Genomic DNA, 26,511 nt, shown 5'->3' on the forward strand with positions numbered 1-26,511 from the left:
TATTTATGAAGAAGATTGCCACTATTTTAGCGTTAATGTTCATGCACAATAGTTATGCATTAGAAGTACAAGGAATTAATGGCGTTGAAATTTTAGCGATAGATGGGAAGAAGGTAGGTTCGTCTTTGTTTAGTAGAGATAAAGAACTTGACCTCCCTGCCGGTGAGCATCAAATCGTGGTTCGTTTTTCAAAGAAATTTTATAATGATCTGCAAGTACAAAGTCGCCCCTCTATTTTCAATATCGACTTACAACAGGATACAAAAATATCTGTTTCTGGTCTGAATACAGATTACAAAGCGGAACGTGCTATCCGTGAGGGCATTGAATGGCAGGTGATCTCTGAAGATAGCGAATACAGCATAAAAGAGAGTGATATCTTGATGGATAATGGATTTCTTCCTTATAGCAATATTGAGGAAGTGATTTCTACATACAATCAGCAAAACAGTATCACAGCACCTGCAACTGTTGCAGCTGTAAGTGCCGCTGTTGCAATACCCGTCGTTGCACCTACTGAAGTCGCACCTGCAGTAAGTGAAACAACTATTCCCTTACAAACGCTCTATCAGCAAGCATCGCGTGAAGAGAAAAAAGCATTCCGTATCTGGTTACTAGAGCAGGATATGAAATAATACCGCTAATTCGACATGATTGTCAGCTAATAAAAAAGCACTTCCCTATATCATATAAGGAAGTGCTTTTTATTTGCAGCAGAAGTTAATAGTGCCTCACGAAGAGTGTTACTGGCACCTAAAAACAGAGAACTGCTTAATCTAGCCCTGATACAACTTATTAAATTTCGCTATCGAAAAACCACTCAAGTAATCTTCACTCACTTTGATGATAGGTACGCCACGAAACCCCGTTTTAGCAAACTCTTTTTGTCCAGACGGACTTTTAACATTCACTAAACGAAATTTGATATTTTTAGATTCAAAGTATTGCTTTGCGCTATCACAATGCGGGCATTGTGCCATTGAATACAGGGTAACTTTTTTCATACTTTATTCCTAAAAATGTTTACTACTCGTGGTTTAGCAACTAGTGCCCACAACCGCCTTCAGCGTGAAGATGACCATGCTCAATCTCTTCAGCAGTGCCTTCACGTACAGACATTACTTCGATAGCAAAGGTCAGTGTTTTACCTGCAAATGGGTGGTTAAGGTCACAATCAACATTAAATTTACCCACTTTAACAACCGTTACTTCTTGTGAACCTTGGTTTGAGTTAACCACGACAACCGAACCAACTTGCAATTTACCTTCAAATTGAATGTGTTTCTTAGGGATACGTTGAATACTATCTTCACGGATCTCACCATAACTTTGTTCAGGTGTTAATGTCACTTCTAATGTATCACCAACCGTCTTACCAAGAAACGCTGCTTCAAGAGCTGGAAATACATCACCGTGGCCGTGTAAATAACCCAATGGTTTAGCATTAAGACTAGATTCAATCTGTGTACCCGCTTCGCTTAATGTGTAATGGAATTCAACGGCGCTATTTTGAGTAATTAACATAATGGTCTCTTTATTGTGTATTAGATATTTAGGCGCATATTTTAGCATGTTTTTAAGGGAATGAAGCGAGCAGTTATGAGGTTAATGGTGATAAACAGAGTTTTAATGAGTGCGCAAGCATATGTTCTTGTTTTAAGGTGATTTGTGATGCTTTCATTTTCATAAAAAGCGATGCACAGTACGTAGGAAGTTGCTGATTATTAAGGTAGCAGATCGCTTTTTGTTGCTTAAACCACTCCTGTTCAGGACCTTTTAATTCAATGTTCAAATCTAAACCATCAGCAATGGTTAGCCACTGAGTCGCACCCGATGTCAGGCTAATTTGTATTCCACTCGGATCAAGATCACTGAAACAGATCAGTTGATGGGAATCTTTAAAACGTCTAAAAAAAGAGTATGCAGTGCCTGTTTGTTGTTGCACTTGCAGATCACCGCGATATACCCACAGCGCTTCGCTTAAGGACTCAGGAATATTTAAACGCTTCAGATTTGCCATCACAACCAGGTTTTCAACGAGCACAATTTGTTGATGCTCAATAGTGTTTATGTCAGTCGCACAAACGTATTGACCAAGAGAAGTAAGTTCGCTAATTGACGTGATTTGTTGGTTAATGCGAAAATTATTGAGGCTATTGAGCAAAACAAAATCTTCACTGACCTTCAAGGCACCACCTTTCTCATCGCGCTGTGTGATCGCTTTTTCATCACGCGTTTTCTGGAGGGGATAGCTATCACGGTACAAATGAATTCCATCATGTTCACTAGCAACCAACTCAATTAACTGTTGCTTATCTTTCTCATTAAAATAGAACCAACCACTTTCAATGCAACCGATACCAAGGCAGGCTAATTTTTCAAAAGAAGAACTCGCTTTGAATTTTCCACAAACACGTAAATGCTTTTGACAATATTCAAACAGCCCTTTCTTCATCGCCCTACTCCCCTAGTCCTATTAATTCAATTTTCGTAGTTCAATTTATCGTTCAATTCTCATCTCAACAAGACCAATACATCACTATAAGTGTAGTTGGCATCAGTACCAGGAAGAACCGTACCTTTAGGTTTGATGTCTAAGGCATCCTGTTGATCATTGGTGAGTTTACAGTAGCTACTAAATACCAATTCAACCCACTCTTTAGGATCGATCAGCTGATCGCTCACAATCCAGCTTTGTAATGCACTTTGCCAGTAATTGATGGCAGAAATCGGCTCACCATGTTTAATTACCTGTTCAAATAATTGCTCTGTTTGCTCTTCAAAAAAGTCATGGTCAATGACCAACTCAGGCAGTTCTTCAAACTCAAGATCACTGCTTTCACGTTCCACCAAGCGCTCTGATTTGGCCTGTTTGCGTAGTGCTTGCACCAATGCAATGAGTGGTGTTTCTAATTCAGTGTTACGTGTATCGACATAGCTTTTTAATGGCATTGCAGGTGCTAGTTTTAGCGTTTCTGGTAATTGATCATCTTCAAACAATGTTTCGCTGATCTCAAACTCAGGGTGCTGCACTAAGTAGCGTGCCATGTTACGTAATAAACTGGCTTGCTTTTCATCACGACGCAGGCGGAATAGACTCAGACGCATGTTATCGATAATAAAGCGTAATCGCGGTAGAGTTTGGTTAAACCAATACACAAAACCACTTATCTTACGCGCAAAATCACTCGGACACGCCCAATCAGCCCACTCGTAACAGCTTTCAGGATCAATCTGTTGTAGTTCAGTCAACAGTTTTTGTGCATAGGCTAAGGCGCGTTCATTTTCACGTACCTTAGCGCTCAAGGTGCTCACAAAACCAAACTGGCTAGAGATAGCATGATGCATATTCTCTAGGCTGACATTAAGGTTATCTTTGGCTTCATAAAGTAGGTCATCAAGTTGATCTAAGTAGTATTCGGCATCATCATGCTGATTGCTCTGAACCGCCATCTGATAATCAATCACCATTTCATTAAGGGTATCGATCACTTTACCCATATCACTAAGTTGGCGATAGCTGCTCTGCTTGCGCATCAAACGATTTAGCATACGCTTTAACTCGGCGGTGACACGGTAATCGCCAATTTCATCATCAGGTCGCAATAAACCACTTTTGTGCAAACTACCTATCTTGCGTGATTCACTTTGTAGTTCGTTGACACTGCCATAGACATAAGCATCAGCAAGTAGCTGGTCATGAGCACCTATTTGGCGTAACAGATCCGCGACATCGGAAGCGTTATAAGCAGCCATTAAAAGAGTAACTCCTCTTGCGTTTGTTCAATGCTCTCTGGCAATTCAACACGCTCAGAGTCATTTAAGAACTCAATGAGTAGATAGATAAGGTCAAAACGTGCCGTGGCATAATAACGACTACTACCACTATTCTTACGCACTAAATAGCCCATCTCTTCCAATTTTTGAAAGATAAATACCAACTGCTCACGTGATTCAAGTTTATTGGTTTTAAAAGGTTTAACGGCGCTTAAACGATGTAATTGCTCACGTAGGATCTGATCATGTTCAAAGGGGTCAAACAACGCATTAATATTAACCATCGATTTTGCACGCAGCGGCAAGTCGGTTTGTGTTGCGCTTAATAGCAACTCTAAAAACTCCACCAAGGGACGAAACGATGAGCGGATTTCTAGAAACAGCTGCGTTAACTCGCCACTATTTTCTTGATCCACCGTTTGAAAGGTCACGTAATAGGCATCTGCACTATCTAGGTAAGTTAGGTTTCTATCTAGGTTCGATAAAAAATCTTCAACGCGTTCACGGTTTTCAGCAGCACTAAGATACTCAAACTGATCTGCAAAGGCGGTTTCACAGATGATTTCACCGGTTAACAATTTTTGTAGTGTTTGTTTAAACATTGTTTGTCTCCGCTTGCGCTGACTGCTGCAACTGCTTACGTTTTGCTAATAATTCATCGATGCGTGACTGCGGGATTTGCGCATGGAATATCTTATTATCTTTGATCTTATAATGACGATGATACAGTGACAGAATGTGGCGATCGGTCGACGGTGAAGCTGATAACATGCGGATATGGTTATCAGAGAACATTTTCAACAACAAGTCGATATTTTCAGCAGCCAACTCACCTAACTCATCCACGGGAAGAATAATCGTTGATGGCGACTGTGTTTCACCTCGTAACATTCCAAGAATACCCGCATACAGCGATAACATTGCTAAATAGGATAACCCTGTTGAACTGATCTTTTTCAGCTGACGTGCATTGCGTGCATATTTAAGCTGACCTTTTTCACTGATGGAAAATTCAATATCAAACAGGTTATGGTGTGCCAATACAAAACCATCACTTGGCAAATAAGTCGATAGCTTCTGCATCGCATAAACCAAATCATCAGGAATATCTCCCATTCCCTCGCGTAGATCATCTCGATGCTGTTCAAACAGTTTAGCGAACTGCTGTAACGGCCCCCAATATTCAAGCTCTTCTTGCTTCATCACCGTATATACATTGATGTCCGCAAGCGCTTCAAAGTGTGCCAATGCCGTTACATTTTTAGATAATTGTTTACCGATGCTTTTGATACGGCGACCAAAATTCTCAATGTGTTGATAGAACTCATTGATCATATTGGCGTTGACCGTCACCAACTGATAGGTGTTTTTCTGTTTCTGCTCAGCGCTGCTTAGTAGGTCAGTAATCGGGTCACGATACTTAAACAGATTACGTGCACCTTGGAAGTTATCGTTATCAGCGATGAGTTTCTGCCAATTTTCAAACAGTTCACTGCTTGCATGGTTCTTTTTAAAGGTTTCATTAAAACGCTGCAGTTGCCCTGCTAAACGTTTCTCGACTACCTCGAACTGTTTTAACCAATCAAAACAGAAACTGACGGTAAGATCCGCTTCGTTGTTTGGTTCATTTTCGCTTTCTAAAACAGAGATACCACTCTTTTCGCAGAGATGTTGGCTATCACTGAGTTGAGTAAGCAGTTCAGCAGTTGAACGCAGTTGTGTATTTAATTTTTTAAGTGATTTCTGGTTGTTGCTAATCGCATTACCCTTTTCACTTTTCAGGTCTTCAAGGCTATTTTCAAAACCACGTTTCTCAATTTCACGGTTTTGATTAACCTCAACCAACTTATCACGGTGCAGATAACGCTCATTCATGAACTGCGCATATTCACGCGCTTTACGCGACAAGATAGCACATTCATCAAGGGCTTTTTCAAGCTCAATACGCTGCTGTGTACGCTTGTCTACTTCACCATCAGGATCAAGTTCATTGAGTGCCGTGCTATGTTGTTTCTTGTAATCACGTAAACGCTCCGATGCGCTTTGCTCAATCTTTTGCAGTTGATTATCCAATTCTTCTAATTGGATATCACGATCCGATTCAACCACCATGCGTTGCTCGAGCATCATGTTATGCAGTGCAAGACGTTCGCTTTGCTGCTGCTCTTGAAAGGCTTCGATCTTAAGTCGATTGTCCTTTTGCTGACTATTGAGCTTTTTTAACTGCTCTTCAAAAGCTAACTGCTGTACTTTTATTGCGCGTGCTTTTTTATCCTGAAGGTGGACTTGTTGCGTTTTTAATTGTTCAAGCTTCAACTCATTTTGCTTACAGCGCTGCTGCGCTTCTGCAATGGTTAGCCCCAAAGCCTGAATGTCTTTATTAGCGATTTTTATCTGCTCTTCTAGCGTAGTGATGTTAGTAGTGATCTGTAATACTTTTTCATCTAATAGCTGTGCTTTTTCTCGCAGTTGATCTTCGCTGAGTTGTAAATCACTCTCTTGCAGCTGTAACAAATCGACCTGTAAACCATACATGTTAGTAGACTCACCACACCACGTCGGCGCAAGATCGGTGCGGTTAAGCAGATCAGTTGATAATAAACGACCAATATTATCTTTCCATGTACTCGCGTCAGGCTGATGGCTGAGGAAATGTTGCAATGACCCCTCTGGTGGCCTTAATTGGCATTCTACATCATGAATTTGTTGTTTTAATTTGTCGAGTGAACGCCCTTCTTTTTGGTGTTTCTCAAGCAGTTGTAGTCGTTGAGATTCAAGTACGCTGAGTTTACTATTGAGCTCATTTTGTTGCCCTAAAATCAGTGAGTGTGTTTCATGAGTCTCACCTAGGCTCGATTGATTTTCTTCCAACGCGCTTAACAGTTCAGGTTCAATGCTTGGATTACGTTGTTGCTGCTGAACCTGTTGAACTTCATTTTCTAGCGCTTGCTTGTGCATATTAAGTTTTAGATCAGTCGCATTTAACTGTTCATTCAAACTCGCTAGCTGTGCTTGCTGGTTTTCTGCAATAACTGATAGTTGTACGCTTGCAGATTCTTTAATGCTGAAGCGTTGCTCTTTGTTGGCACTCACATCAACCATTTTTTGCTGCTTAACTTGGCTTATTAACTTTTCAAATTTACTTTGAATCTTACTGATATTACCTTCAAAGGCAGCAATGATCTCATTAACTTCATTGAGTTGTTGTTGAATACGTGGTGCTTGGTCGGCCTGTAGCTGAAAACTCGCAGCATCATTGTCTTCATAATTCATTTTATCTTCATCAAGCAAGTCGATACGGCTTTGATCCGCTTCTATTTGTGCAGCTAACTTGCTGATGTCTTTGCTAAATATTGCAGATGAATCTTTAAGCTGTGTTTCTAAGCTGTCGAGCTCCGTGATCGTGGTACTCTTTTGCGTTTGGTAATTCTGTTGTTTCACTTGCAATACTTTCTGATGAGCAACCATCTCAAAATGTAAATGCTGAAGCTTATTCAACAGGCTATCTAAGCTAGTGAAATCGGTTTGCCAAAGCGCTATTTTATCGGCCACTTTTTGAATGGCACGACTCGCTTGAATATCTGCAAGCCAATGGCTGATATCCTCTTTATTAAGACTTATCTTCTCTTTTTCATCAATGTTATTTCGTGCGAGATGATCACTGGCTATCTCCACCAGCATCTTTTTAACCGCATCAAAATCAAGGTTCTTTTCAATCGTGCCATTCACCACTTTATCGATATGTGGCGCTGAGCTATCGGAGAATGAGAAACGCATTTGTAATTGACGAATATCCTTTATCTTACGACCACTGCGCAGGTTCTGTATCACTTGGCGGTATTTATCGACACCTAAGTAACTTGAACAAAAAGCGCCTTCACGACGATAATTACTTTCAATTTCTTTGATGGTTAAGCGTTTTTTATCATCGATAAAATGATGACTCTCGTAAGCACCTTCAATGAATTTATAGTGAACACCGCGACCATCACTGCAACTCGCTAACACGATACATTTTTGCCCATAAGGACGCTGGTATTCATAAACTAATAAACTGGTATCACGTGGCAGGTAATAATCAGCAAAGTTTTTAGCTTGATCCACCTTACTGACGATGTCACTTGGGCGCATACCATAAAACAGCGGTAACAGACGCATCAATGACGTTTTACCTGCTCCATTGGTGCCTTCGAGTTGAGTATGTCCAGTTAAATCAAGTTCGTTGACCTGTTTTTTCCAAAAGCTATCGATAAGAATGATACGCAGTAGTTGATAGGCTTGATGGGCCATAGAAGTTCCTTTATGAACGAATTTTAAGCAAAAATATGAGAAAAGTGTTAGCGAGCTAATTTATAAGGATTGATGAGGTTTGTCGATCTTTTTAAGCTAAGATTGTGTGTTAATGAGGGAGATTTAAGCGGATATAAAAAAGCGAGACAAAAATAATATGCCTCGCTCTTTAAAAAATCGCTAACTTGCTAATTGGAATATGGAAAAATTACTTTTGGTAGTTTAATAATGCAGCACCACGTACACCACCTTCACCACCAAACGTCGCTTTAGCCACTTTCGGTAATTTGACATCATTTAACAGATGTTTTGGTAAACGTTGCGTAAACTCATCAATCAGAATTTCAAACTTAGATAAGCCACCACCAAAAATAATGGCATCTGCATCGAGTACCATGATAGCGGTAGCAATACCTGCAGCCAAAATGTCAAAATAGATATTAATGACCTTTTGTGCAATTTTATCGCCAGCTCGAAATTTATTTAGAATGGCAGGACCCTTTAATGGACTGCTTGCATAATGCTCATATAAATTACCTAAACCAGTACCTGAAACGTAGGTCTCTAAACACATTTGGCGACCACAGCCACAGGTTAAATTTGGTAACTCTGGATATTTTTTTAATATCGTTGCAGGGAGCGGGTAATGACCAATTTCGCCGGCAAAAGAGTTTTGGCCAACAAGCGTTTTACCATCAATGCAAATAGCGCCGCCAACTCCTGTTCCTAAGGTTACACCCAATACCGTTTTACAACCGTCTGCACTGCCACCAAAATATTCAGATAATAGAAAACAGTTAGCATCATTTTCAATTTTAACTTCTCTATCAAGGATTGCAGAGAGATCTTTAAACAGTGGTCTCCCTTTTAAAGCAGGGACGTTTGCACAATATAACGTCATATCACTCGCGTTAATTGCACCAGGAAAACCTAAACCGACCTGACCTTTGCAATTAAACTTGGCATCGGCTTGATGCACCATCGTTTCAATACTGGAGAGAAAAGTCTGATAATCATGAGGGGTCGGGATCTGATCTTCAAATAAGCAACTGAGTGCTTCATCATATACACAAAAAGCAATTTTAGTACCACCAACATCAAAGCCATAAAGCATAATTATTTCCATTTTATTACGAATATTAAATTAGTTACATATATTACATAAACTTGTCACATATAAGTAGGATCTATATCAAGAGCTAACCAATAAAATAACAAATGATATTCTTTTAATTCTATTTTAACAATAACTTATGGACTTTACCCTTTACTTAACAAAATTTTAATCAGTGTAAATATAAAATTATTAGCTATTTTCATTATACAAGTTCGATATTTTCATATGCTTTAATGAACAAGTTCTTATACCAATAGAATTTAAAAGGTGATCAGAGTTTGCGTAGTGAAAATTATGACTAATAAGGTAAGAGGTTTAGCCTTTCGAGAGATTAACTTTGTTAATTCTTTAATAGTTTTTCTCACTTCATAAAACCCTATAGCACGATTTTGAACAGCTTGAGCTGGCCACACAGTGGTGAAGAGCAGGATGTTAGGGATAATTTAATACCGCTATTGATTGGCTTATTTTACATTGAGGTTGTGTTTAGTCATTCGAGACAAAAAGACTGAGGTGGTTAACAATAGGTATATACAAGTAGAGGTAATATCAGCCCATATTACTTTTGGGCTGATAAATTTAATCAGAAAAAGTGTTTATTGGCCTTTGATAAGATGATTATTACTTAATTTCTCTTTATCATCAGCAGCCTTAGCGAAAGCGGCTATGTCACTTAAGTCAGCGACGGTCCATGTACTTTTATTTGTTAGTTGAGCCGGTAATGCTTTAAAATGCCTCTCATGGTTAGTTGCAACAAACGTAGCGTCCCCCCACTTTTCAAGATACGCATAGGGTTCAAGTGAAAGTGTTTCTCTCTCATCACTATCTCCCCAATGTGGTGTGATGGTTAAGCGAGGTTGATAATCACGGGTTTTAACCACCCATTTGTCGGGTAAACGTTTTTTACTATCCCACCAATGACCATCAAGTCCATCCATCACTTCTTTCGTTCTAGCTCCGTCTTGCGCACCTAATTCTTTTAAATGCTTAAGAAATGCTATCGGGTACTGAATCTGATAGTCTGCGAGCGTTAAATCTGGATTAGCTTCTATAATTTCCATCGCAATAATCGCCCCCAGCATATTTGAATACAGATCTTCAGGAGAATAAGCAGAAGGATATTCTTTAAAACCAGCTACCGAGGTAAAACCAAACCACTGTGCAGCCTCATGCCACTGTGCTAAACGAAATGCGAGTATACCGCTTAAATTTATCTCCGCTTTTAGTTGCTCTTGTGCATTAAAGTCAAAGGGAATTGGATACAAATTAATAACACGTTCACGCAGTTCAGCCTCTAACACACGCTGCATTTCAATGCCTAAATTACCGCGAATTTGGTTATAAAGATAAAAAGTATTGTCACCTGTATCACGGACATGTGCAGTATCAATAATACCACCTCGAGACGTGTAAATAAGTCCATTTAACTCTTCAGCATTTCCAGCTAAGCTTGCCATCACCCCTTGTGTACCATCATTATAATGGTGAGAAGCTAAGTCTGAAACTTCGACAATATTATTTACTCTAAAAAAAGGGACAGGAATAATGCTAAGTTTGGATTTCATATTGATGCCAAAAGCACAACAAGGTCGCAAACCAGATGGGGCATCGACGACAACATCAACCTCATTTTTAGGTTCTGACTTTTCAGCATAACTGAGCGGGGAGAATAGATAGATGCAACTTAGTAAGACTATTTTTAATTTCATATTTACCTTCTTAATTTTTATTAGTTTTTTTATTGATTTTAAAATGCTTCATAAACATTAAAATACACTACAGAATCATCGCCAAAGGCGAGATCTAAACGAACATTTACTCTCGGTTTAAATGCAAAACGATAGCCAAGTCCATAGGTCGGTAGCCATTCATCTTCAAATAAAGAGTCAAAATGTTCGCCGACATTACCTGCGCCAATCCAAGCAACCATCCCATGTCGTTCGTTAAACCGATGACGATACTCGACCTGCGCTGCAATTTGGTATCGATCCCGGTATTGACCACTGTAATAACCCCTCATGCGTTTATCCCCCCCCAATTTGCTCATTGCAAACCAAGGTAATTCATCCTCATCACTAAGGCCTTCATAATACAGGTCGAAAGCTAACACATTATCATCAACCACATTAATGTATTCTCTGTAGTTAAAAATTAACTCTTGATAATCATAATCACCGCCGAATACATCAAAGTACTGACGTTGCTCAAGGCTAATATAGCGACCACTATAAGGGTTTCTTTCATAGTCACGCGTATCATATTCCAAAGCTAACAGCATACCGAGATTAGTTTTATCTTCTAACTCTTCACTGGTCAGTGCCGTCCCTTCTGCCTCTTGGTTATATAAGAATGTACCGGTAATACCTGCTTTAATAAAATAGTGAGGAATGAATTGATAAGAGATAGTGGGTGCTAAATTTAAATATAGCGCAGTATGTTTAGTTTGCTTACTGTCATTTTCAGCGGCTTCTTTCCCCACTCCCCAATATTGATCAGGAGAATGAGAAAGAGCACCTTCAAATCCCAATTTGATCATATTCTGATTTAGAAAAGTAGAATTGTTAACACCGACCCCAAAAGAGCCTTTAGATGAGCCATAAGCGCTGATAGTGAGAGTGGATAGTTGATTACCTGTGTCTAATCCTTGTGGCGCATACAGTCCAATGGCAGCAACACCAATCCCAAAGCCTTGTTCTGGGTTTGAAAATGGACCGGGTAACACGCCCCAGTCTATACCATCACTAACATCGACAGAATCACTGGCCCCCAAAGCAGCTAATAAACTGTCAAACCACCCTATAGATTCTGAATCCGGCGGGGTTGCTTCGTTAACATCGATGGCTTCATCCGCATTAACTTGGGAATATAAAGAAAGAGACAAAATTAAGAGTAAATATTTAAACGGTGAATTCATGTAATTATCACTTTCAAAAAGTTGGATACCAACTACTTTAATGTAATTGGTATCGCTTAAAAGATGTTAGTGAGTTTTTCTTAACTCCTCCTCTAACATCGCTTCAACATAACCGGGTGAGTGTGTTTTTCCTGATATTAAGCGATACATAGCAGGAATAACAAACAACGTAACAAAAGTGGCAAATGCCATACCAAAGAAGATAACCGTACCGACAGCAATACGGCTTTCAGAGCCCGCACCAGATGACAGTAGCAATGGAATCGCACCTGCAAGTGTTGTAAACGCCGTCATTAAGATCGGACGTAAACGTCGCGCAGAAGCATCAATAATCGCTTGCTCAATCTCTCGACCTTGGTCGCGTAACTGGTTGGCGAACTCGACAATTAAAATACCATTCTTCGTCACCATACCAATCAGCATGATCATACCAATTTGACTATATATATTAAGCCCTTGGCTCATAAAATACAAACCAATAAAACCACCAAATACTCCCATTGGTACCGTAAACATCACCACTAATGGGTTAATGAAGCTTTCAAACTGCGCAGCGAGCACTAAATAGGCGACTAATAGTGCTAAGCCGAAGACAATCAACACACTGCTGCTATTCTCTTTGTAATCTTTCGACTCCCCCGAATAGGAGATAGAAATATCAGCGGGTAATTGTGAAATTGCTTGTTTATCTAAGAAATCTAATACGTCACCAAGCGTATAACCTTCGGCGACATTACCAGATAAAGTAATCGCTTTTTGTTTGTTGTAATGAGATAACTTGCTCGCCGAAGCGACCTCTTCTATTTCAGTAATCGTATCAAGCGTAATTAAATCCCCTTTATTACTGCGCATATAGATACGGCTTAAATCGGTCGCGTTATTAAAACTGTTTTCATCACCACGTAAGTAAACATCATATTCTTCACCACGATCGATATAACTGGTTTCACTGCTACCACCTAACATCACTTCCAGAGTCGTTGATATATCCGAGACACTGATCCCAAGCTCTGCAGCAAGTTGTTTATTCATCGTCACCACTAGCTCTGGTGTTTTTTCATTATAGTCAGTATCACCACCCACTAATAAGCCTGCTTGCTCAGCGTCTTGTCTTAATACCTGTGCCCACTTTTCAAGTTCAGGATAATCAGATCCCCCTAATACAAACTGTACTGGATCACTTGAACCACCTCTAAAACCAGGCATCATAGCGCGTACACGCACATCAGGAATATCTTTTAAGGCATTGTTAATTATCCCTAGGGCATTTTGTGCACTGACCGTACGTATTCCCCAATCCTCTAAAATCATGATCACAAAACCAGTTTGATCTCCCGCATTACCTCCAAAAGCAGGTGCTTGAGTACTAAAAGATTTGATGATGCCTTGGCCAACTAGAGGAAGAATTCGCTGCTCAACAATATCCATGTTTGCATTCATACGATTATAACTGGTACCTTCTGCGCCTTTTACAAACGCAAACAACACTCCTCTATCTTCCTTTGGCGCTAATTGTGATGGCACTTGTTGCATTAATACAACACTTCCCCCAATACAGGCAATAATGACTAACGGTGCGAGAACACGGCGCTTTACCGCTTTACTAACTAACTTACGATAAGCCATCTCGAGGCGATAAAACATCGCTTCAACTTTTAAATTAAAACGACTTTGTTTGGTATTATTTTTTAGTATTTTACTGGCAAGCACAGGTGTTAATGTTAATGCGATCAACGAAGAAAATATAACCGACATCGCCAATAATACTGAAAACTCAGTAAACAATAACCCCACCATGCCATCCATAAAGGAGATAGGTAAAAATACCATCACCAATACCAATGTTGTTGCTACCACCGCAAAACCAACTTCACGTGTGCCTTTGTAAGCAGCAAGTAAGGGAGGCTCTCCCCGCTCAAGATGATGAAATATATTCTCAACCACCACGATCGCATCATCAACCACCAGCCCGATTGATAAAATAAGTGCCATTAAGGTAATTAAATTGATGGAAAAACCAAAGTAATAAGCGGCTATAAAAGAGGAAATTAACGATACGGGTACGGTGATCGCTGGAATAATGGTCGCACGTGCTTGCCCGATAAAGATATACAGCACTAATATCACTAATCCGCCAGTGATAAACAATGTGTTGTAAACTTCGGAGATGGATTTTTCAATGAACACAGTCGAATCATAGTCAACGTATAAGCTTGTCCCTTCTGGTAAAAAGTCTTGTACTTTATCAACCTCTTTACGTACTTGAATAGCAACATCAAGCGGATTTGAATCTGACTGCGGGATAATGCCTAAGCTTAAATTAACCTGACCATTACTTTTAAAAGAGGAGTTTTCATTCTCAGCACCAATGGTTACCTGAGCAACATCTTTAAGGTAGATTGGCGTGCCATCATTACCTCGGCGAACAACCAAATAATCAAAATCTTCTGGCTGTGCATATAAACGCGCTGTTCTTACCGACATGACCGTTGTGTCGTTACGTACTTCACCACCTGGGTCTTCAACATTTTCGGACTTTAATGCATTAGTAATATCGACACTGGTTACACCACGCCCAGCCATTAAATCAGGTAATAGCTTAACGTACATAACTTTATATAAACCACCACTTAAGCTTACTGAACTAACACCCGAAATTTGACCAAATCGATCTTCTAATACGCGTTGCGCATAGTCTGTAAGCTGTACTCTATCCATCTTATTAGAGTTTAAATTGATATACAGTGAAGCCTCACCGCTACCATTATTTTTAGATACCGTTGGATCATCCGCTTGATCGGGTAAATTACGCTTCGCTTTTTCAACTGCATCACGTATATCACTGACCCCCTCAGTCAAATCCCAACTTAAATCAAAAGTCACCGTAATACGTGACATCCCGTTGCGCGAAACTGATTGGATTTCATCGATACCACTGATACCTGATATCTGGTCTTCAATCACCGTAGTAACCTGACTTTCCATGATAGACGCTGCGGCCCCATCATAACGAGTCATCACCGTAACGACCGGACTCTCGATATCAGGCATCTCTCGTACAGCCAGTTTTTCAAAAGAAACTAAACCAAAAACACATAATAAAAGGCTCAGTACAATCGCCACGACCGGTCGTTTGACTGAGGTATCAGAAAGCCACATTATTTAGTCTCCTGATTTGGTTGCTCTGTCGTTTGCTGTTTACCTTTTTTGTTTGCTACCGATATGTCTTCAATACTTAGGTCTTTAACTTTCAGTCCATCAGACATATTCACCAGACCTTGCACAACAATTTTGTCACCCACTTTAACGCCAGATTCAATTAATACGCTGTCTTCAACACGCCCACCTAACATTACTTCAGTACGTTGCACGGTATTTTTATCGGTAATACGATAAACAAAACGTTTAGTCCCTGAGTATTCAATTGCTTGCACAGGAATAATTGGCTCATTAATCACAGGAAATGCTATTTTTGCAGACATCAACATGCCCGGTTTTAAGGACTTATCTTGGTTATCAAATTTCACACGAATACGTAAATTGAGCGTGTCAGGATTAATACGCGAATCGATAGCAACTAACTCACCGGTAAACTGTGTATCAGGCCAAGCACGATTAGTCGCACTCACTTGCATACCTCTAGAAAGTTGCGATAAATAATGCTCTGGTACCTGTAGGTCAAGGGTCATTGTTGACAGATCATCTAGGGTTAGCATTTCAGAACCAATTGATACAATTTGCCCACGGCTAAAATCTAACAAACCGATCGTGCCAGAGAAAGGTGCTTTTAAATAATGATAATTAACATCGGTTTGTATCGAGGTTAAACGTGCTTTTGCAATATCTACCTGCACAATTTGAGCATCTAAAGCCGATTGAGTAACAGTATTACTTTTAACCAACCGTTCATGTTCATTTAATTTTCTTAGTTCATCGGCTAAATACGCTTTTGCTTCTAATAATGCAGCCTGTACTTTTTTATCATCTAACTTAAACAGTAACTGCCCCTCTTTCACCGTCTGATTTGCTTTTACATTGATGGTGCTGACCTTACCTGATACTTGTGTTGCGATGCTTACAAATTGATCTGATTGTAATTTACCGATTAATGAAAGATGTTGTGTAATTTCATGATAGTCAACAACCGTGCTGTATACAGGAATAACAGGTGCACTTCGTTTGCTGGCGCTAGGGTTAGCAAATAGCGATGAACTGCTCCATGTAGATAAAATGATGACCACTGTAGTCAATAAAGCAGATTTCTTCATTATTTATGTTCTTCCGATTTGAGGGGATAAATTAGCACTAAAAAAATAATAATAACAATAAGTTATAATTATTATTTAAACAAAACAATTTGTCAGGAATATGTCGAAAAGAGAATAAATTGTGACAGATTGTGTCTGACAAAGGCTTTCTGACACACTTTGACACATATGCGGTTAAAAATCATGCTACCACGGCACATAGGGTATTTTGATTGGTAATTGGCAGTGTGAATAATTGATGGTCAGGAAGGGATTGTAAGGGGGTAGGATGACAGGTTTAAAACGCAACATATAAAAAAGCCAGTATCGCTACTGGCTTTTCATGTTATTAATTACCCAATCACAATGTGATTGAGAATTAATTACTTGGAAGTTAATGCTAATGTATCTTGAGCAATTACCCATTCTTCATTAGTTGCAATAACCATTGCAGGTGTACTGTCAGCAGTAGTGATAATACCTTCAGTACCGAAACGGTTTTTCAAGTTTGCTTCACTGTCTACGTTGAAACCAAGTAGGCTTAAACGCTGAAGTGTTAATTCACGGATTGGTGCAGAGTTTTCACCGATACCACCAGTGAATACAACAGCGTCTAAACGGCCGTCTAATGCAGCAGTGTAACCTGCGATGTATTTAGCAAGACGGTAACAGTAAATTTCCATTGCACGTTTTGCAGCAGCGTCAGTTAGGTAGTTATCTTCAACGTAACGACAGTCACTTGTTTTTTCAGTTAGACCTAAAAGACCTGATTCTTTAGTCAACATTGTGTTGATTTCATCGAATGAATAACCAAGTTGATCATGTAAGTGGAAAATGATCGCAGGGTCGATATCACCACAACGTGTACCCATTACAAGACCTTCAAGTGGTGTCATACCCATTGAAGTATCTACTGATTTACCATTTTTAATCGCACAAACACTACCGCCATTGCCTAGATGACAATTGATAATGTTTAGTTCATCAAGTGGCTTGTCTAAGATTTTAGCAACTTCAAGGCTGATAAAGTAATGACTTGTACCGTGCATTCCGTAACGACGGATACCATTTTCAGCGTACAATTTGTACGGAAGTGCATATAGGTAAGCATGTTCAGGCATTGTTTGGTGGAAAGCAGTATCGAATACAGCAACATTTTCTAATGTTGGGAATGCAAACTGTGCAGCTTCAATACCTTCAATATGTGCAGGTGTATGCAAAGGAGCAAGTGTAATGCTTTTAAGGCTTGTCATGAAATCTTCACAAATAACAGCTGAAGAAGTAAATTTCTCGCCACCATGAACAACACGATGTCCAATTGCATGGATACTATTTTTAAGCGCTTCTTTACCCGCTAGAATTTCATCTACGATGTAAGCTAATGCTTCTTTATGAGCAGCCTGACCTAGTTCAGCTTTACCTTTAACGCCTTCTAGCTTCCATTTGATAGAAGCATTTTCTAAATGAAGACATTCAGCAAGGCCAGTTAGTAGCTCATCACCACTTACAGTATCGATAATGGCAAATTTCAGAGAAGAACTACCGCAGTTAAGTACAAGAATCAGCTTATGGCTCATATCCAGATATCCCTTAATATAAAAGTGTATTTAATAAATAGTTGCAGGTTATGAAAAGCACAACCCGAATAAACACGGCACACTACACAGTAAGGACATAGATCACAAGAACAGAATTAAATCATGAGATAAAAAATATATTTACAGCCCACAAAAGAATACACTGAACTTTCAAAACCCTTGTTTATTCAGAATCTGATTCGTCATCACCCCTACAAAGGTCAAATTAAAGTAATTATAGTTTGATTTTTTTGTGTGTTTTTTCATAGATGTGCTTAACTCATTAGAAATTCACTGAAAATGATGAGCCGCTTTATGGGTATTAATAGTATAGATAATAAAGCAGTGTTTTCTTTCAAGTGGTATGAAAGCCTAAAATTCAAAATAGCAGCTCTATTTTTAGTGCTATTTTTTATTATTGCGCTCTCCGTAATGCTGATCTTAAACACTTTTGCAGAAAAAATGATCCAAGATGAAGCCTATTTACGATTAAATAATGCCAGTAGCGAAGTCATTTCCGAGCTAGAAAGGCATACCATACTGAGTTCAACATTAGTTGATACTATGGCTAATCTTGCTGAACAACTGCCTTATGATAGCGAATCATACTATGCCCTATTCCCACAAGTAATTAATTATAAAGGCACAGAAGCTTTCATTGCAGGAGGCGGGATTTGGCCAGCCCCTTATGAGTTTAATGAAGAGGTCGAAAGACATAGTTTTTTTTGGGCGCGTGATAAATCAGGAAAGCTTAATTTCTATAATAATTACAATGAGAAAATGGGCATGGGTTATCACCATGAGGAGTGGTATGTGCCCGCAACACATCTTTTAGAAGGCGGTGTATATTGGTCTAAATCCTATACAGACCCTTATTCTCTAGAGCCGATGGTCACCGTCAGTGCACCAATCACAAAAGCCAAGAAAAATATTGGTGTTGCCACCATTGATCTTCGCTTAGATGGCTTACAGCAGCTGCTCACTAAGGTAACAAAATCATTTGGTGGGTATGCTTTTGCCATTGATCGTAATGGCACATTTCTCTCCTACCCAGAAATAGAACAAGTTATCTCTACGGTCAAAAACCGAGATGGCAGTGAATTAAAATCATTTGTCAATTATCAAGACTTTTCACAACAATATCCTACATTTATGCCATTAAGTCAGTTGTTAGACGAACAACGTCAGTCATTGCTCAGTAAATTAGAAACTAATACGCGTTTTGGTAAAAAGTTATCCGCGACTATTGCACTCAATAGTTATCAAATAAGTGAAGAGGAAGCAAACCTTATCGTCGCGTCATTATTCCATTCACGTAGTAATGCAAATGATGAGACGAAACGCGTTAATGTACAGTTAAAAGATGATCTACTACTCCATGAACCAGTCTTCGTTTCTATCAGAGTCATGCCCGATACCTACTGGAAAATTATTACGGTCATGCCATACAGCCAAAGCGTCGGGGCAATAACTGCTACTTATAAGCAGCTTATTTTTTACACTTTTATTGCGCTACTGTTTACCGTTTTCATTATTTGGCTGGTAATACGCCATATAGTAAGCTCGCCAATTAGTCATTTAGCCCAGCAGGTACAATATCAAGTAGACGACGATCATAGCCCGATGAAGTTATTTGATACATCTGCAAAAGGAGAGCTAAAAACACTCGTTGAAATTTTCAACCAACGCACCGCGCAATTACTACATAGTCAGAAGAAGGTTGAAAAACTGGCACATTTTGATGCGTTAACAGGGCTACCTAATCGACGTATGCTGATCAACCGTATCAATAATAAACTTGCGGGTTATGATAGAGAAAACTGTTTTGGTGCCCTGTTATTTATCGATATTGATAACTTCAAGCGGATCAATGATTCACTCGGTCACGATGTCGGTGATCAGCTATTACTGCGTGTTGCAGAGCGCTTTACACAGACAGTACGTAAAGAGGATACCGTTGCACGCTTAGGTGGTGACGAATTTGTGGTTTTAATCACTAAAAATTATACTTTTTCTAAACAATTAAATTACGAATCAACGGTTGTCGCACAAAAGTTAGTAGAAGCGATGCAAGCACCTATTTCTTTAAACAACCAACTTCATCATATGACCATTAGTATTGGTATTAGTGTTTTCCCTCAACAACGTAATTGCTCCGATGAACTGCTTCGTCAAGCAGACACGGCAATGTATAGGGTAAAAGCAAAGGGTAAAAATGGATACTGTTTCTTCAATACCGAGATGCAAGAACGTGCATTTCGACGAGTTGAGATAGAGCAATCACTGCGCGTTGCTTTAGATACAAATCAGCTGTTTCTTGTCTATCAGCCACAGGTTGATAATCAGGGTAACTGTTTAGGCGCTGAAGCACTCGTTCGTTGGACCCATCCTGACAAAGGCGTGTTATCCCCTATTGAGTTTATTTCGATTGCAGAGGAATGTGGCTTGATCATTGAACTCGGAACATGGGTTATTGATGCCGCCTGTGCTCAATTTAAAACCTGGTCCGATAACGGCAACCATTTGAAAAAAATATCGGTTAATGTTAGCCCGAAACAATTTCGTGATATTAACTTTGTTAACATTGTACGTGATGCGATCAAAAAGCATCAGATTAATCCCAAACGATTAATACTAGAGATAACAGAGGGTATTGTGATTAAAGATATTAGCGATACCATCGATAAAATGACCGTTTTAAAATCACTAGGCGTGCGATTGTCTATTGATGATTTTGGCACTGGATACTCTTCATTGCGCTACCTAAAAGAGCTGCCATTAGACCAATTAAAAATAGATCAAAGCTTTGTTCGCGATATTATCAATCAACCTAAAGATGCCATGATTGTGACAACGATTATTTCCATCGCTAATAATTTAGAACTTAATGTCATTGCTGAAGGTGTTGAAAATAAAGAGCAGGTGACGATGTTAATCGATAAAGGTTGCATGCAGTTTCAGGGATACTATTTTTCTAAACCTAAAACAGCTGCAGACTTTACACAATATTTAGAGGAACAGGCGATCGATAACGTTCACCAATTTGGCATCAAACCATCAACAAACAGCTAACTTTACCTGCTACTTTTTAAGCAAACAACTTGCCAATAGATCAGCGAAAAAAGGGTTACCTTTTTTCGTGGCAAAAGCGATATTTCGCTCCGGTATCGCATCCACATCCGGATGGTTTTTAATCGCTAGTTCCATACTGCTCTCACGAATAATGTGCAACGTCGGGTAAGGAGAACGATTAGTATAATTTGAGGGTTCGTTTTGCGGTTCCCCTGCAAAACAATAATCTGGGTGGAAGTTTGCTAATTGATACACTCCCTCATACTCCTCCATTTCAAGCAGATCATTAGCTAGTTCAACAAGATCTAAAAAATCATAAAACCCTTCAAATCCGGTAGGCATAATAAATAAACTTGTTTCCGTTTCACTGTGCTCATCTAAAAAACGGCACTCATTTAATAAGCACTGCAGCACCGTTGCTTTGTCATGCCCCTCTGCGACTTTATAACGGATAGAGCCTCGCTCCACTTCTCTACGCGCAAAAGGGCAAATATTGTATTTCACTATCACCTTACTCACCCAGTTTTTAGTTTCTTGTATCGTATTTTCTGCGCTGTTCATCATTTTCTCTATCCATTATTCTTAATATTTAAAACCATAGCTTAACATCATACACAATTGGCATTACCAATTGATTAAAAACGCCCTACAAGTGCCCTACCTTCACTAGAATAACGGTTTCTTGTTCAACATAAGGGTTATGCTCACTCAAATGCGGGCTTCTGATCCAGCTACCTTTCGGGTAACGTCCGTGCTCATCAATAAATTCGCCACTAATTACAAAGATCTCTTCACCACCAAAGTGACGATGTTTTTGAAATTTTTCACCTGCAGGCCATTTCACTAAAGCAGTCGACTCACCTAAATGTTGATGCAGGGGCATAACTTGTAAACCGCCTATACCCGGCAGCCAAGGTTGCTGATGAGTATCAATCACCAAGTGCTCTTTATCTCCACCTTGAAACTGGTGTAGCTTAACCAATATTACACATCCCTCTTTACTATAGGGCGCGTGCAGAAAGCCTTCTGGGTTTCTAAAGTAACTACCCGCATGATAATCGCCCGTGTGGTCAGAAAAAACACCTGACAATACCAATATTTCTTCACCTAAAGGATGATCGTGCTCGCTAAACGTTGCCCCTGCATCAAATTTTACAATACTCGTTGCATGGCCTCGTTCAGCGTCTTCTCGTGCAAGAGGCTTACGCCAAACACCTGCTTTAGGACTGGCAACCCATGCTTGTTGTTCGGTGTTTATCACCACCTTTTTATCGAAACTCATATTTAACATGTTATCTCCTTATCCTGTTACCCAGCGTTTTCAGTGAAAAAACCTACACTTTTATCTTTGGCCATTGTAGTTGTGCTTTATCAATACCGTTTTTACAGCTCAATGGATCATTACCTTTATAGTTTCTGCATCCCCAAAACTCCCCTTTATTACTTTTGCGTAATACCATTTCAGCACCACACTTTTCACAAACAGGTAAGATATCGTTACAAGTCGGATTTAAGCAGGTTTTAAAACCCGGGAATCTGTTTTTTGTCATGACACTTGCACATTTTTCGCAAGCTCTCTCTTTATGATCACAACGAGGAAAATGAGAGCAAGAATAAAAGTTACCATAGCGACCGACACGGGGTTTTAGCGTGCCCGTTTCACAGATTAAACAACGTATCTGCTCAACAAATGCTTGATTAACAGTAATGCCAAACTCATTCAGTTCAACATCATGCTCTGCAATCAACTCTTTAACAAAAGTGCTAGCATCGGTCATATCAGCAATGATATAAGATCTATCCTTCGCACGCGTTAACGCCACATAGAATAAACGCCTCTCCTCTGCGTGTTCAAAATCCTCCTGTTTAGCAAGTAAGGCCTCTAAAATAGGCGGTGTCGCTTTAGTGGAGGGAAAACCATGCTTGCCTGATTTGAGCCCAAGAATAACCACGTAATCAGCCTCTTTACCTTTAGCCGTATGAAAAGATTGTGTTTGTATGGTTAACATCGGATATTTTTGATTTAACTTTGTGATAGCCCCTTTATTAGGTAGTTGAAACCAAAAACGGGCGAGCAGGTAAACTGACGTTTTTTTATCACTTTTAGCGGTGATTGCTGCTAATACATCATCAATCGCGCCATTTGCCATTTCATCTACTAAGGGCTGATTTTGTGTGGTAGCGCCACCGGCACTTCGACGTAAGATTGATACCGCGGGTGCAGAGACCTGTTTTTTAGAATGAATAATTTTATCTATTTGCGCTGGATTTTTACCAACAAAAGCGGTCGCCACTTCACCTATTTTATTATTAAAACGAAATGTTTGATCAAGCTCTGTTTGTGTTGTTGCACCAAAATAATCGGAAAATCCGGTCGTGAGGCTTACATCTGCGCCGCTGAAACGATAAATAGCTTGCCAATCATCGCCCACCGCAAAAACAGAACAGTCTTGATTATTATCACGCAACGCCTTTACTAAACGAGCTCGTGGCTCAGAAATATCCTGAAACTCATCCACCATAATGTAACGCCAAGGTGATTTAAACAGCCCTGCATTAATATAGTTAAGCGCTTTGTTGATCATATCTTCAAAGTCTATCTCACCATTTTTCGTTAATGTTGCTTGGTATTTGTCTATTATAGGCGTCAGTAACGCGAATACTTTCTCCGTTTGCTGCGGGGCGACTGCGTTTGCAATCACTTGTTTTTCAGTACTTGCATCTAAACAGGCCGCTTTATAAAGTCCGACTAGCTTTGTAAATATTTCAGCAAGTAGTGTAATACGTCCTGTTTCTCGTAACGTTACTAACATTGCCTGATCGGAAAGTCTGCTACATTCAAACGCATTTATTTCAAAGTGTTCTTTTAGGGAAGGTAGAAGTGTGCCAGCTCGATGTTGCGCGTAAGTAAATTCAATACACTGTGTACTATTCTTCTGATGCGTATCGCGCTTCCATTGCATCGATTGATGATATTTTTCTTGATCAATGTAAGATGCAGTTTCACCATTTTCATCAATACCATAATATTCAATATATAGGTTCAACTCTGGAAGAAAAAAATCGGGCTGATACTGTTTACGCTCAATCGTACTAACTTCAACTTGATAATTGACTTCATACTGATATTCAACACCGTGAGTAAACAACCAATTGGCAATATGCAACTGCCCAAAGCTTTTAACCAACTCTCCTTTTAAGGTGCGAATATCGTTATCGGTTAAATATTGGTAATACTCACCGAGGGTTTTAAAATCAAATTCATTTTTTTCAACGTAATAATATTGACTGAAATACCCTAATACCAGCTTACGGTATGGTGCCTGCTGCTCTATTAAATATTCGAAATAACTTTGTACCCACTTCGCTTTGGCTTTTTCATCCTCAGCAAACCGTGACAAATTTGGCTTTGCCCCTTCAACTTGTGCGATAATGGTCAACCCTAAACTATGAAAAGTAGTTGCTGAGACTTTATCCGTTGACAGTTTTTCTTTAATACGTTGATCCATCTCATCGGCCGCTTTTCTACCATAAGCAAGCAGTAATAGTTGATCATTATTCGCTTGTCCGCTATTTAATAGATAACCGGTTCGCCCGACCATAACACTGGTTTTACCCGTTCCTGCGCCCGCTAATAACAGGTTATTATCATCATCAATGATACAAGCTCGACGTTGCATTGGGGTTAATGGATTTGTTTCAACTGTGTCGAAATAGCGCTGATAAGTTGATAACTGTTGCTGAATATAAGTTTCACGGCAGGCATCAAAATCAGATTGTTGCCAGCGATGATAATCGGCTAATAACTGCGTCAGTTTACCCGTTTGTTGTAAACAACGACTCGACTTAGCCCAGGGAAACCAGCGCTGATATTCAGTGTTCACTACCAGCTGTATCTTTTTGATAGCAGATTGGCGTAAATAGCGACGACGAATAACACTATCCACCTTGTTTATTAGTGTTTGCAGACGGTTTTTATGATTTTCAATCCATAATGTTTCAATCGTCTCTTGCTGTTTTTTATCACTACTGTAATCGAGCTTACTGAGCACATATTGCTGTTCAAGCGTACTAAAGGAAATGGTTTGTCCAAACCAACCAGCAATAAACTGTGGTGGCGATAACATCGCTTGCCAACTAATTTCCGTTATCTGTTTTTTAACAAGGATCGTCAGTCCTTTATCATCGATGATTATTTTCGTGCGGTTGCCAAAGAGTCGGCCGAAAAAACTTGAAGAGATTGATTTCATTAACGTAAAAAAACCTAAAGAAGAGGAGATTGAGTCATTATTCTATCAGCCGTGATAGCCTAGAGCATAACAAATACGAGCTTATCTTTAAAAACCAAGCAATTACTCAGTGTTAACCACTGCACAACCCTCAAATAAAATGTATCTCTGCGCTCTCATCAGTTAAAATGCTCCACAAAGTTCATTATCAATAATACAAACATGCTGATTAAGCAGTTTATAAGCGTGTAAGTAAAAATATAAGGCAGTAAAATCAAATGGCTAGTACAAGTATTCAGTGGTTTCCTGGGCATATGCACAAGGCACACAAAGAGATCAAAGAAGTATTACCACAGGTTGATATCATCATCGAAGTGGTTGATGCACGTATTCCTTACAGCAGTGAAAACCCGCTGATTGCATCAATTCGAGAAAAAACACCTTGTATTAAGGTACTTAATAAATCTGATTTAGCGGATCCTGAGATCACTGCATTATGGGTTGATTACCTTGAGCAAGAGGAAGGTATAAAAGCATTAGCGATCACCACGAATAAAATCGAACAAGTACACCAAATCACTAAATTATGCCAACAGATGCTACCGAATCGTTTAAGTCAAGATAAACAGATTCGTGCCATGATCATGGGTATTCCCAATGTAGGTAAATCAACGATTATCAATATTTTAGCAGATCGTATCATCGCTAAAACGGGTAATGAACCTGCGGTAACTAAAAATCAGCAACGTATTCGCTTACCAAGTGGCATTATGCTTTGTGATACACCGGGATTTTTATGGCCAAAAATAGAGAACCAAAATTCAGGCTATCGTTTGGCAGTAACAGGCGCGATTAAAGATACCGCGATTGAGTATGAAGATATCGCTTATTATGCTGCAGAGTATTTAATCAAGCACTACCCAGATCGTTTAAAAGCACGTTATGAGCTTGAGGAAGTGCCAGAAACTGATCATGAGTTAATGGAAGCGATTGCGCAACGTCGAGGTTGTTTACGTGCAGGCGGACATTTTGATATCTATAAAGTATCAACTATTTTACTAAACGAATTACGTTCTGGTGCATTAGGGCCTATCAGTGTCGAAACACCTGATATGGCAGAAGTCGAAAAAGTTGAAGTCGTTAAATTGATGGCACAACAAGCAGAAGATAAAGTAGCCAAAAAAGAAGCACGTCGACGCAGAAGCCGTAAAAACAGAAGATAATAACCTTCCTATAATCTGTGAATACTCGCTAACTTACTTATCTTAAAGTAGATTCTAAGTGCGAG

The 26,511-nt window shown here is 39.4% G+C and carries 18 protein-coding genes; 3 read left to right on the forward strand and 15 right to left on the reverse strand.

What is annotated here, in order from left to right; translation table 11 throughout:
* Positions 1–5: 5 nt before the first annotated feature.
* Complete coding sequence (locus QQK09_RS13330) at positions 6–635, forward strand: YccT family protein (protein ID WP_284204647.1); 630 nt, start codon at positions 6–8, stop codon at positions 633–635.
* 141 nt (positions 636–776) lie between these two features.
* On the opposite strand, the gene QQK09_RS13335 is transcribed toward QQK09_RS13330, so the two are convergent.
* The 12 genes from QQK09_RS13335 to QQK09_RS13390 form a co-directional block, all read right to left on the reverse strand.
* Entirely contained in the window at positions 777–1,004 is a 228-nt protein-coding gene (locus QQK09_RS13335) for a glutaredoxin family protein (protein WP_284204648.1), read from the reverse strand.
* Between the two features lie 40 nt (positions 1,005–1,044).
* The gene (locus QQK09_RS13340; RefSeq protein ID WP_284204649.1) at positions 1,045–1,524 is read right to left on the reverse strand and encodes an FKBP-type peptidyl-prolyl cis-trans isomerase; all 480 of its coding nucleotides are present in this window, start codon (positions 1,522–1,524) and stop codon (positions 1,045–1,047) included.
* A 73-nt stretch (positions 1,525–1,597) separates the two neighbouring features.
* The gene (locus QQK09_RS13345) at positions 1,598–2,455 is read right to left on the reverse strand and encodes a DUF7281 domain-containing protein (protein WP_284204650.1); all 858 of its coding nucleotides are present in this window, start codon (positions 2,453–2,455) and stop codon (positions 1,598–1,600) included.
* Positions 2,456–2,514: 59 nt separating this feature from the next.
* A complete protein-coding gene (locus QQK09_RS13350; RefSeq protein WP_284204651.1) occupies positions 2,515–3,756 on the reverse strand; it encodes a hypothetical protein in 1,242 nt (413 codons plus the stop codon).
* The gene (locus tag QQK09_RS13355; RefSeq protein ID WP_284204652.1) at positions 3,756–4,379 is read right to left on the reverse strand and encodes a hypothetical protein; all 624 of its coding nucleotides are present in this window, start codon (positions 4,377–4,379) and stop codon (positions 3,756–3,758) included. The genes QQK09_RS13350 and QQK09_RS13355 overlap by 1 nt, the downstream gene beginning before the upstream one ends.
* Positions 4,372–8,067: an ATP-binding protein gene (locus tag QQK09_RS13360; protein ID WP_284204653.1), complete on the reverse strand. Its 3,696-nt coding sequence runs from the start codon at positions 8,065–8,067 to the stop codon at positions 4,372–4,374. The genes QQK09_RS13355 and QQK09_RS13360 overlap by 8 nt, the downstream gene beginning before the upstream one ends.
* Positions 8,068–8,275: 208 nt before the next feature.
* A complete protein-coding gene (locus tag QQK09_RS13365; protein WP_284204654.1) occupies positions 8,276–9,181 on the reverse strand; it encodes an ROK family protein in 906 nt (301 codons plus the stop codon).
* 599 nt (positions 9,182–9,780) lie between these two features.
* The gene (locus QQK09_RS13370; RefSeq protein WP_284204655.1) at positions 9,781–10,893 is read right to left on the reverse strand and encodes a DUF4056 domain-containing protein; all 1,113 of its coding nucleotides are present in this window, start codon (positions 10,891–10,893) and stop codon (positions 9,781–9,783) included.
* 38 nt (positions 10,894–10,931) lie between these two features.
* Positions 10,932–12,098 (reverse strand): BamA/TamA family outer membrane protein, encoded by a 1,167-nt coding sequence (locus QQK09_RS13375; protein WP_284204656.1) that lies wholly within the window; start codon positions 12,096–12,098, stop codon positions 10,932–10,934.
* A 66-nt stretch (positions 12,099–12,164) separates the two neighbouring features.
* Positions 12,165–15,257 (reverse strand): multidrug efflux RND transporter permease subunit, encoded by a 3,093-nt coding sequence (locus tag QQK09_RS13380; RefSeq protein WP_284204657.1) that lies wholly within the window; start codon positions 15,255–15,257, stop codon positions 12,165–12,167.
* Positions 15,257–16,366: an efflux RND transporter periplasmic adaptor subunit gene (locus QQK09_RS13385; protein ID WP_284204658.1), complete on the reverse strand. Its 1,110-nt coding sequence runs from the start codon at positions 16,364–16,366 to the stop codon at positions 15,257–15,259. Before QQK09_RS13385 ends, QQK09_RS13380 begins: the two co-directional genes overlap by 1 nt.
* Before the next feature lie 362 nt (positions 16,367–16,728).
* Positions 16,729–17,922, reverse strand: a complete 1,194-nt coding sequence (locus tag QQK09_RS13390; RefSeq protein WP_284204659.1) for an acetate kinase — start codon at positions 17,920–17,922, stop codon at positions 16,729–16,731.
* A gap of 315 nt (positions 17,923–18,237) precedes the next feature.
* Between QQK09_RS13390 and QQK09_RS13395 the strand changes: the two genes are divergently transcribed.
* Positions 18,238–20,994, forward strand: a complete 2,757-nt coding sequence (locus QQK09_RS13395) for a bifunctional diguanylate cyclase/phosphodiesterase (RefSeq protein WP_284204660.1) — start codon at positions 18,238–18,240, stop codon at positions 20,992–20,994.
* 9 nt (positions 20,995–21,003) lie between these two features.
* Here QQK09_RS13395 and QQK09_RS13400 read toward each other — a convergent pair whose 3' ends face one another.
* From QQK09_RS13400 to QQK09_RS13410, 3 genes are all read right to left on the reverse strand, one after another.
* Positions 21,004–21,555: a DUF1415 domain-containing protein gene (locus QQK09_RS13400; RefSeq protein WP_284204818.1), complete on the reverse strand. Its 552-nt coding sequence runs from the start codon at positions 21,553–21,555 to the stop codon at positions 21,004–21,006.
* A gap of 85 nt (positions 21,556–21,640) precedes the next feature.
* Positions 21,641–22,285, reverse strand: a complete 645-nt coding sequence (locus tag QQK09_RS13405) for a cupin domain-containing protein (RefSeq protein WP_284204661.1) — start codon at positions 22,283–22,285, stop codon at positions 21,641–21,643.
* Between the two features lie 43 nt (positions 22,286–22,328).
* Positions 22,329–25,244 carry a UvrD-helicase domain-containing protein gene (locus tag QQK09_RS13410; RefSeq protein WP_284204662.1) on the reverse strand — a complete coding sequence of 972 codons (2,916 nt, stop codon included), beginning with the start codon at positions 25,242–25,244 and terminating at the stop codon, positions 22,329–22,331.
* Positions 25,245–25,501: 257 nt separating this feature from the next.
* On the opposite strand from QQK09_RS13410, the gene ylqF reads away from it, so the two are divergent.
* Positions 25,502–26,446: a ribosome biogenesis GTPase YlqF gene (ylqF, locus tag QQK09_RS13415; RefSeq protein WP_284204663.1), complete on the forward strand. Its 945-nt coding sequence runs from the start codon at positions 25,502–25,504 to the stop codon at positions 26,444–26,446.
* Positions 26,447–26,511 lie beyond the last annotated feature (65 nt).

It is taken from the genome of Psychromonas marina, assembly GCF_030161115.1.
GTDB classification, from domain to species: domain Bacteria; phylum Pseudomonadota; class Gammaproteobacteria; order Enterobacterales; family Psychromonadaceae; genus Psychromonas; species Psychromonas marina.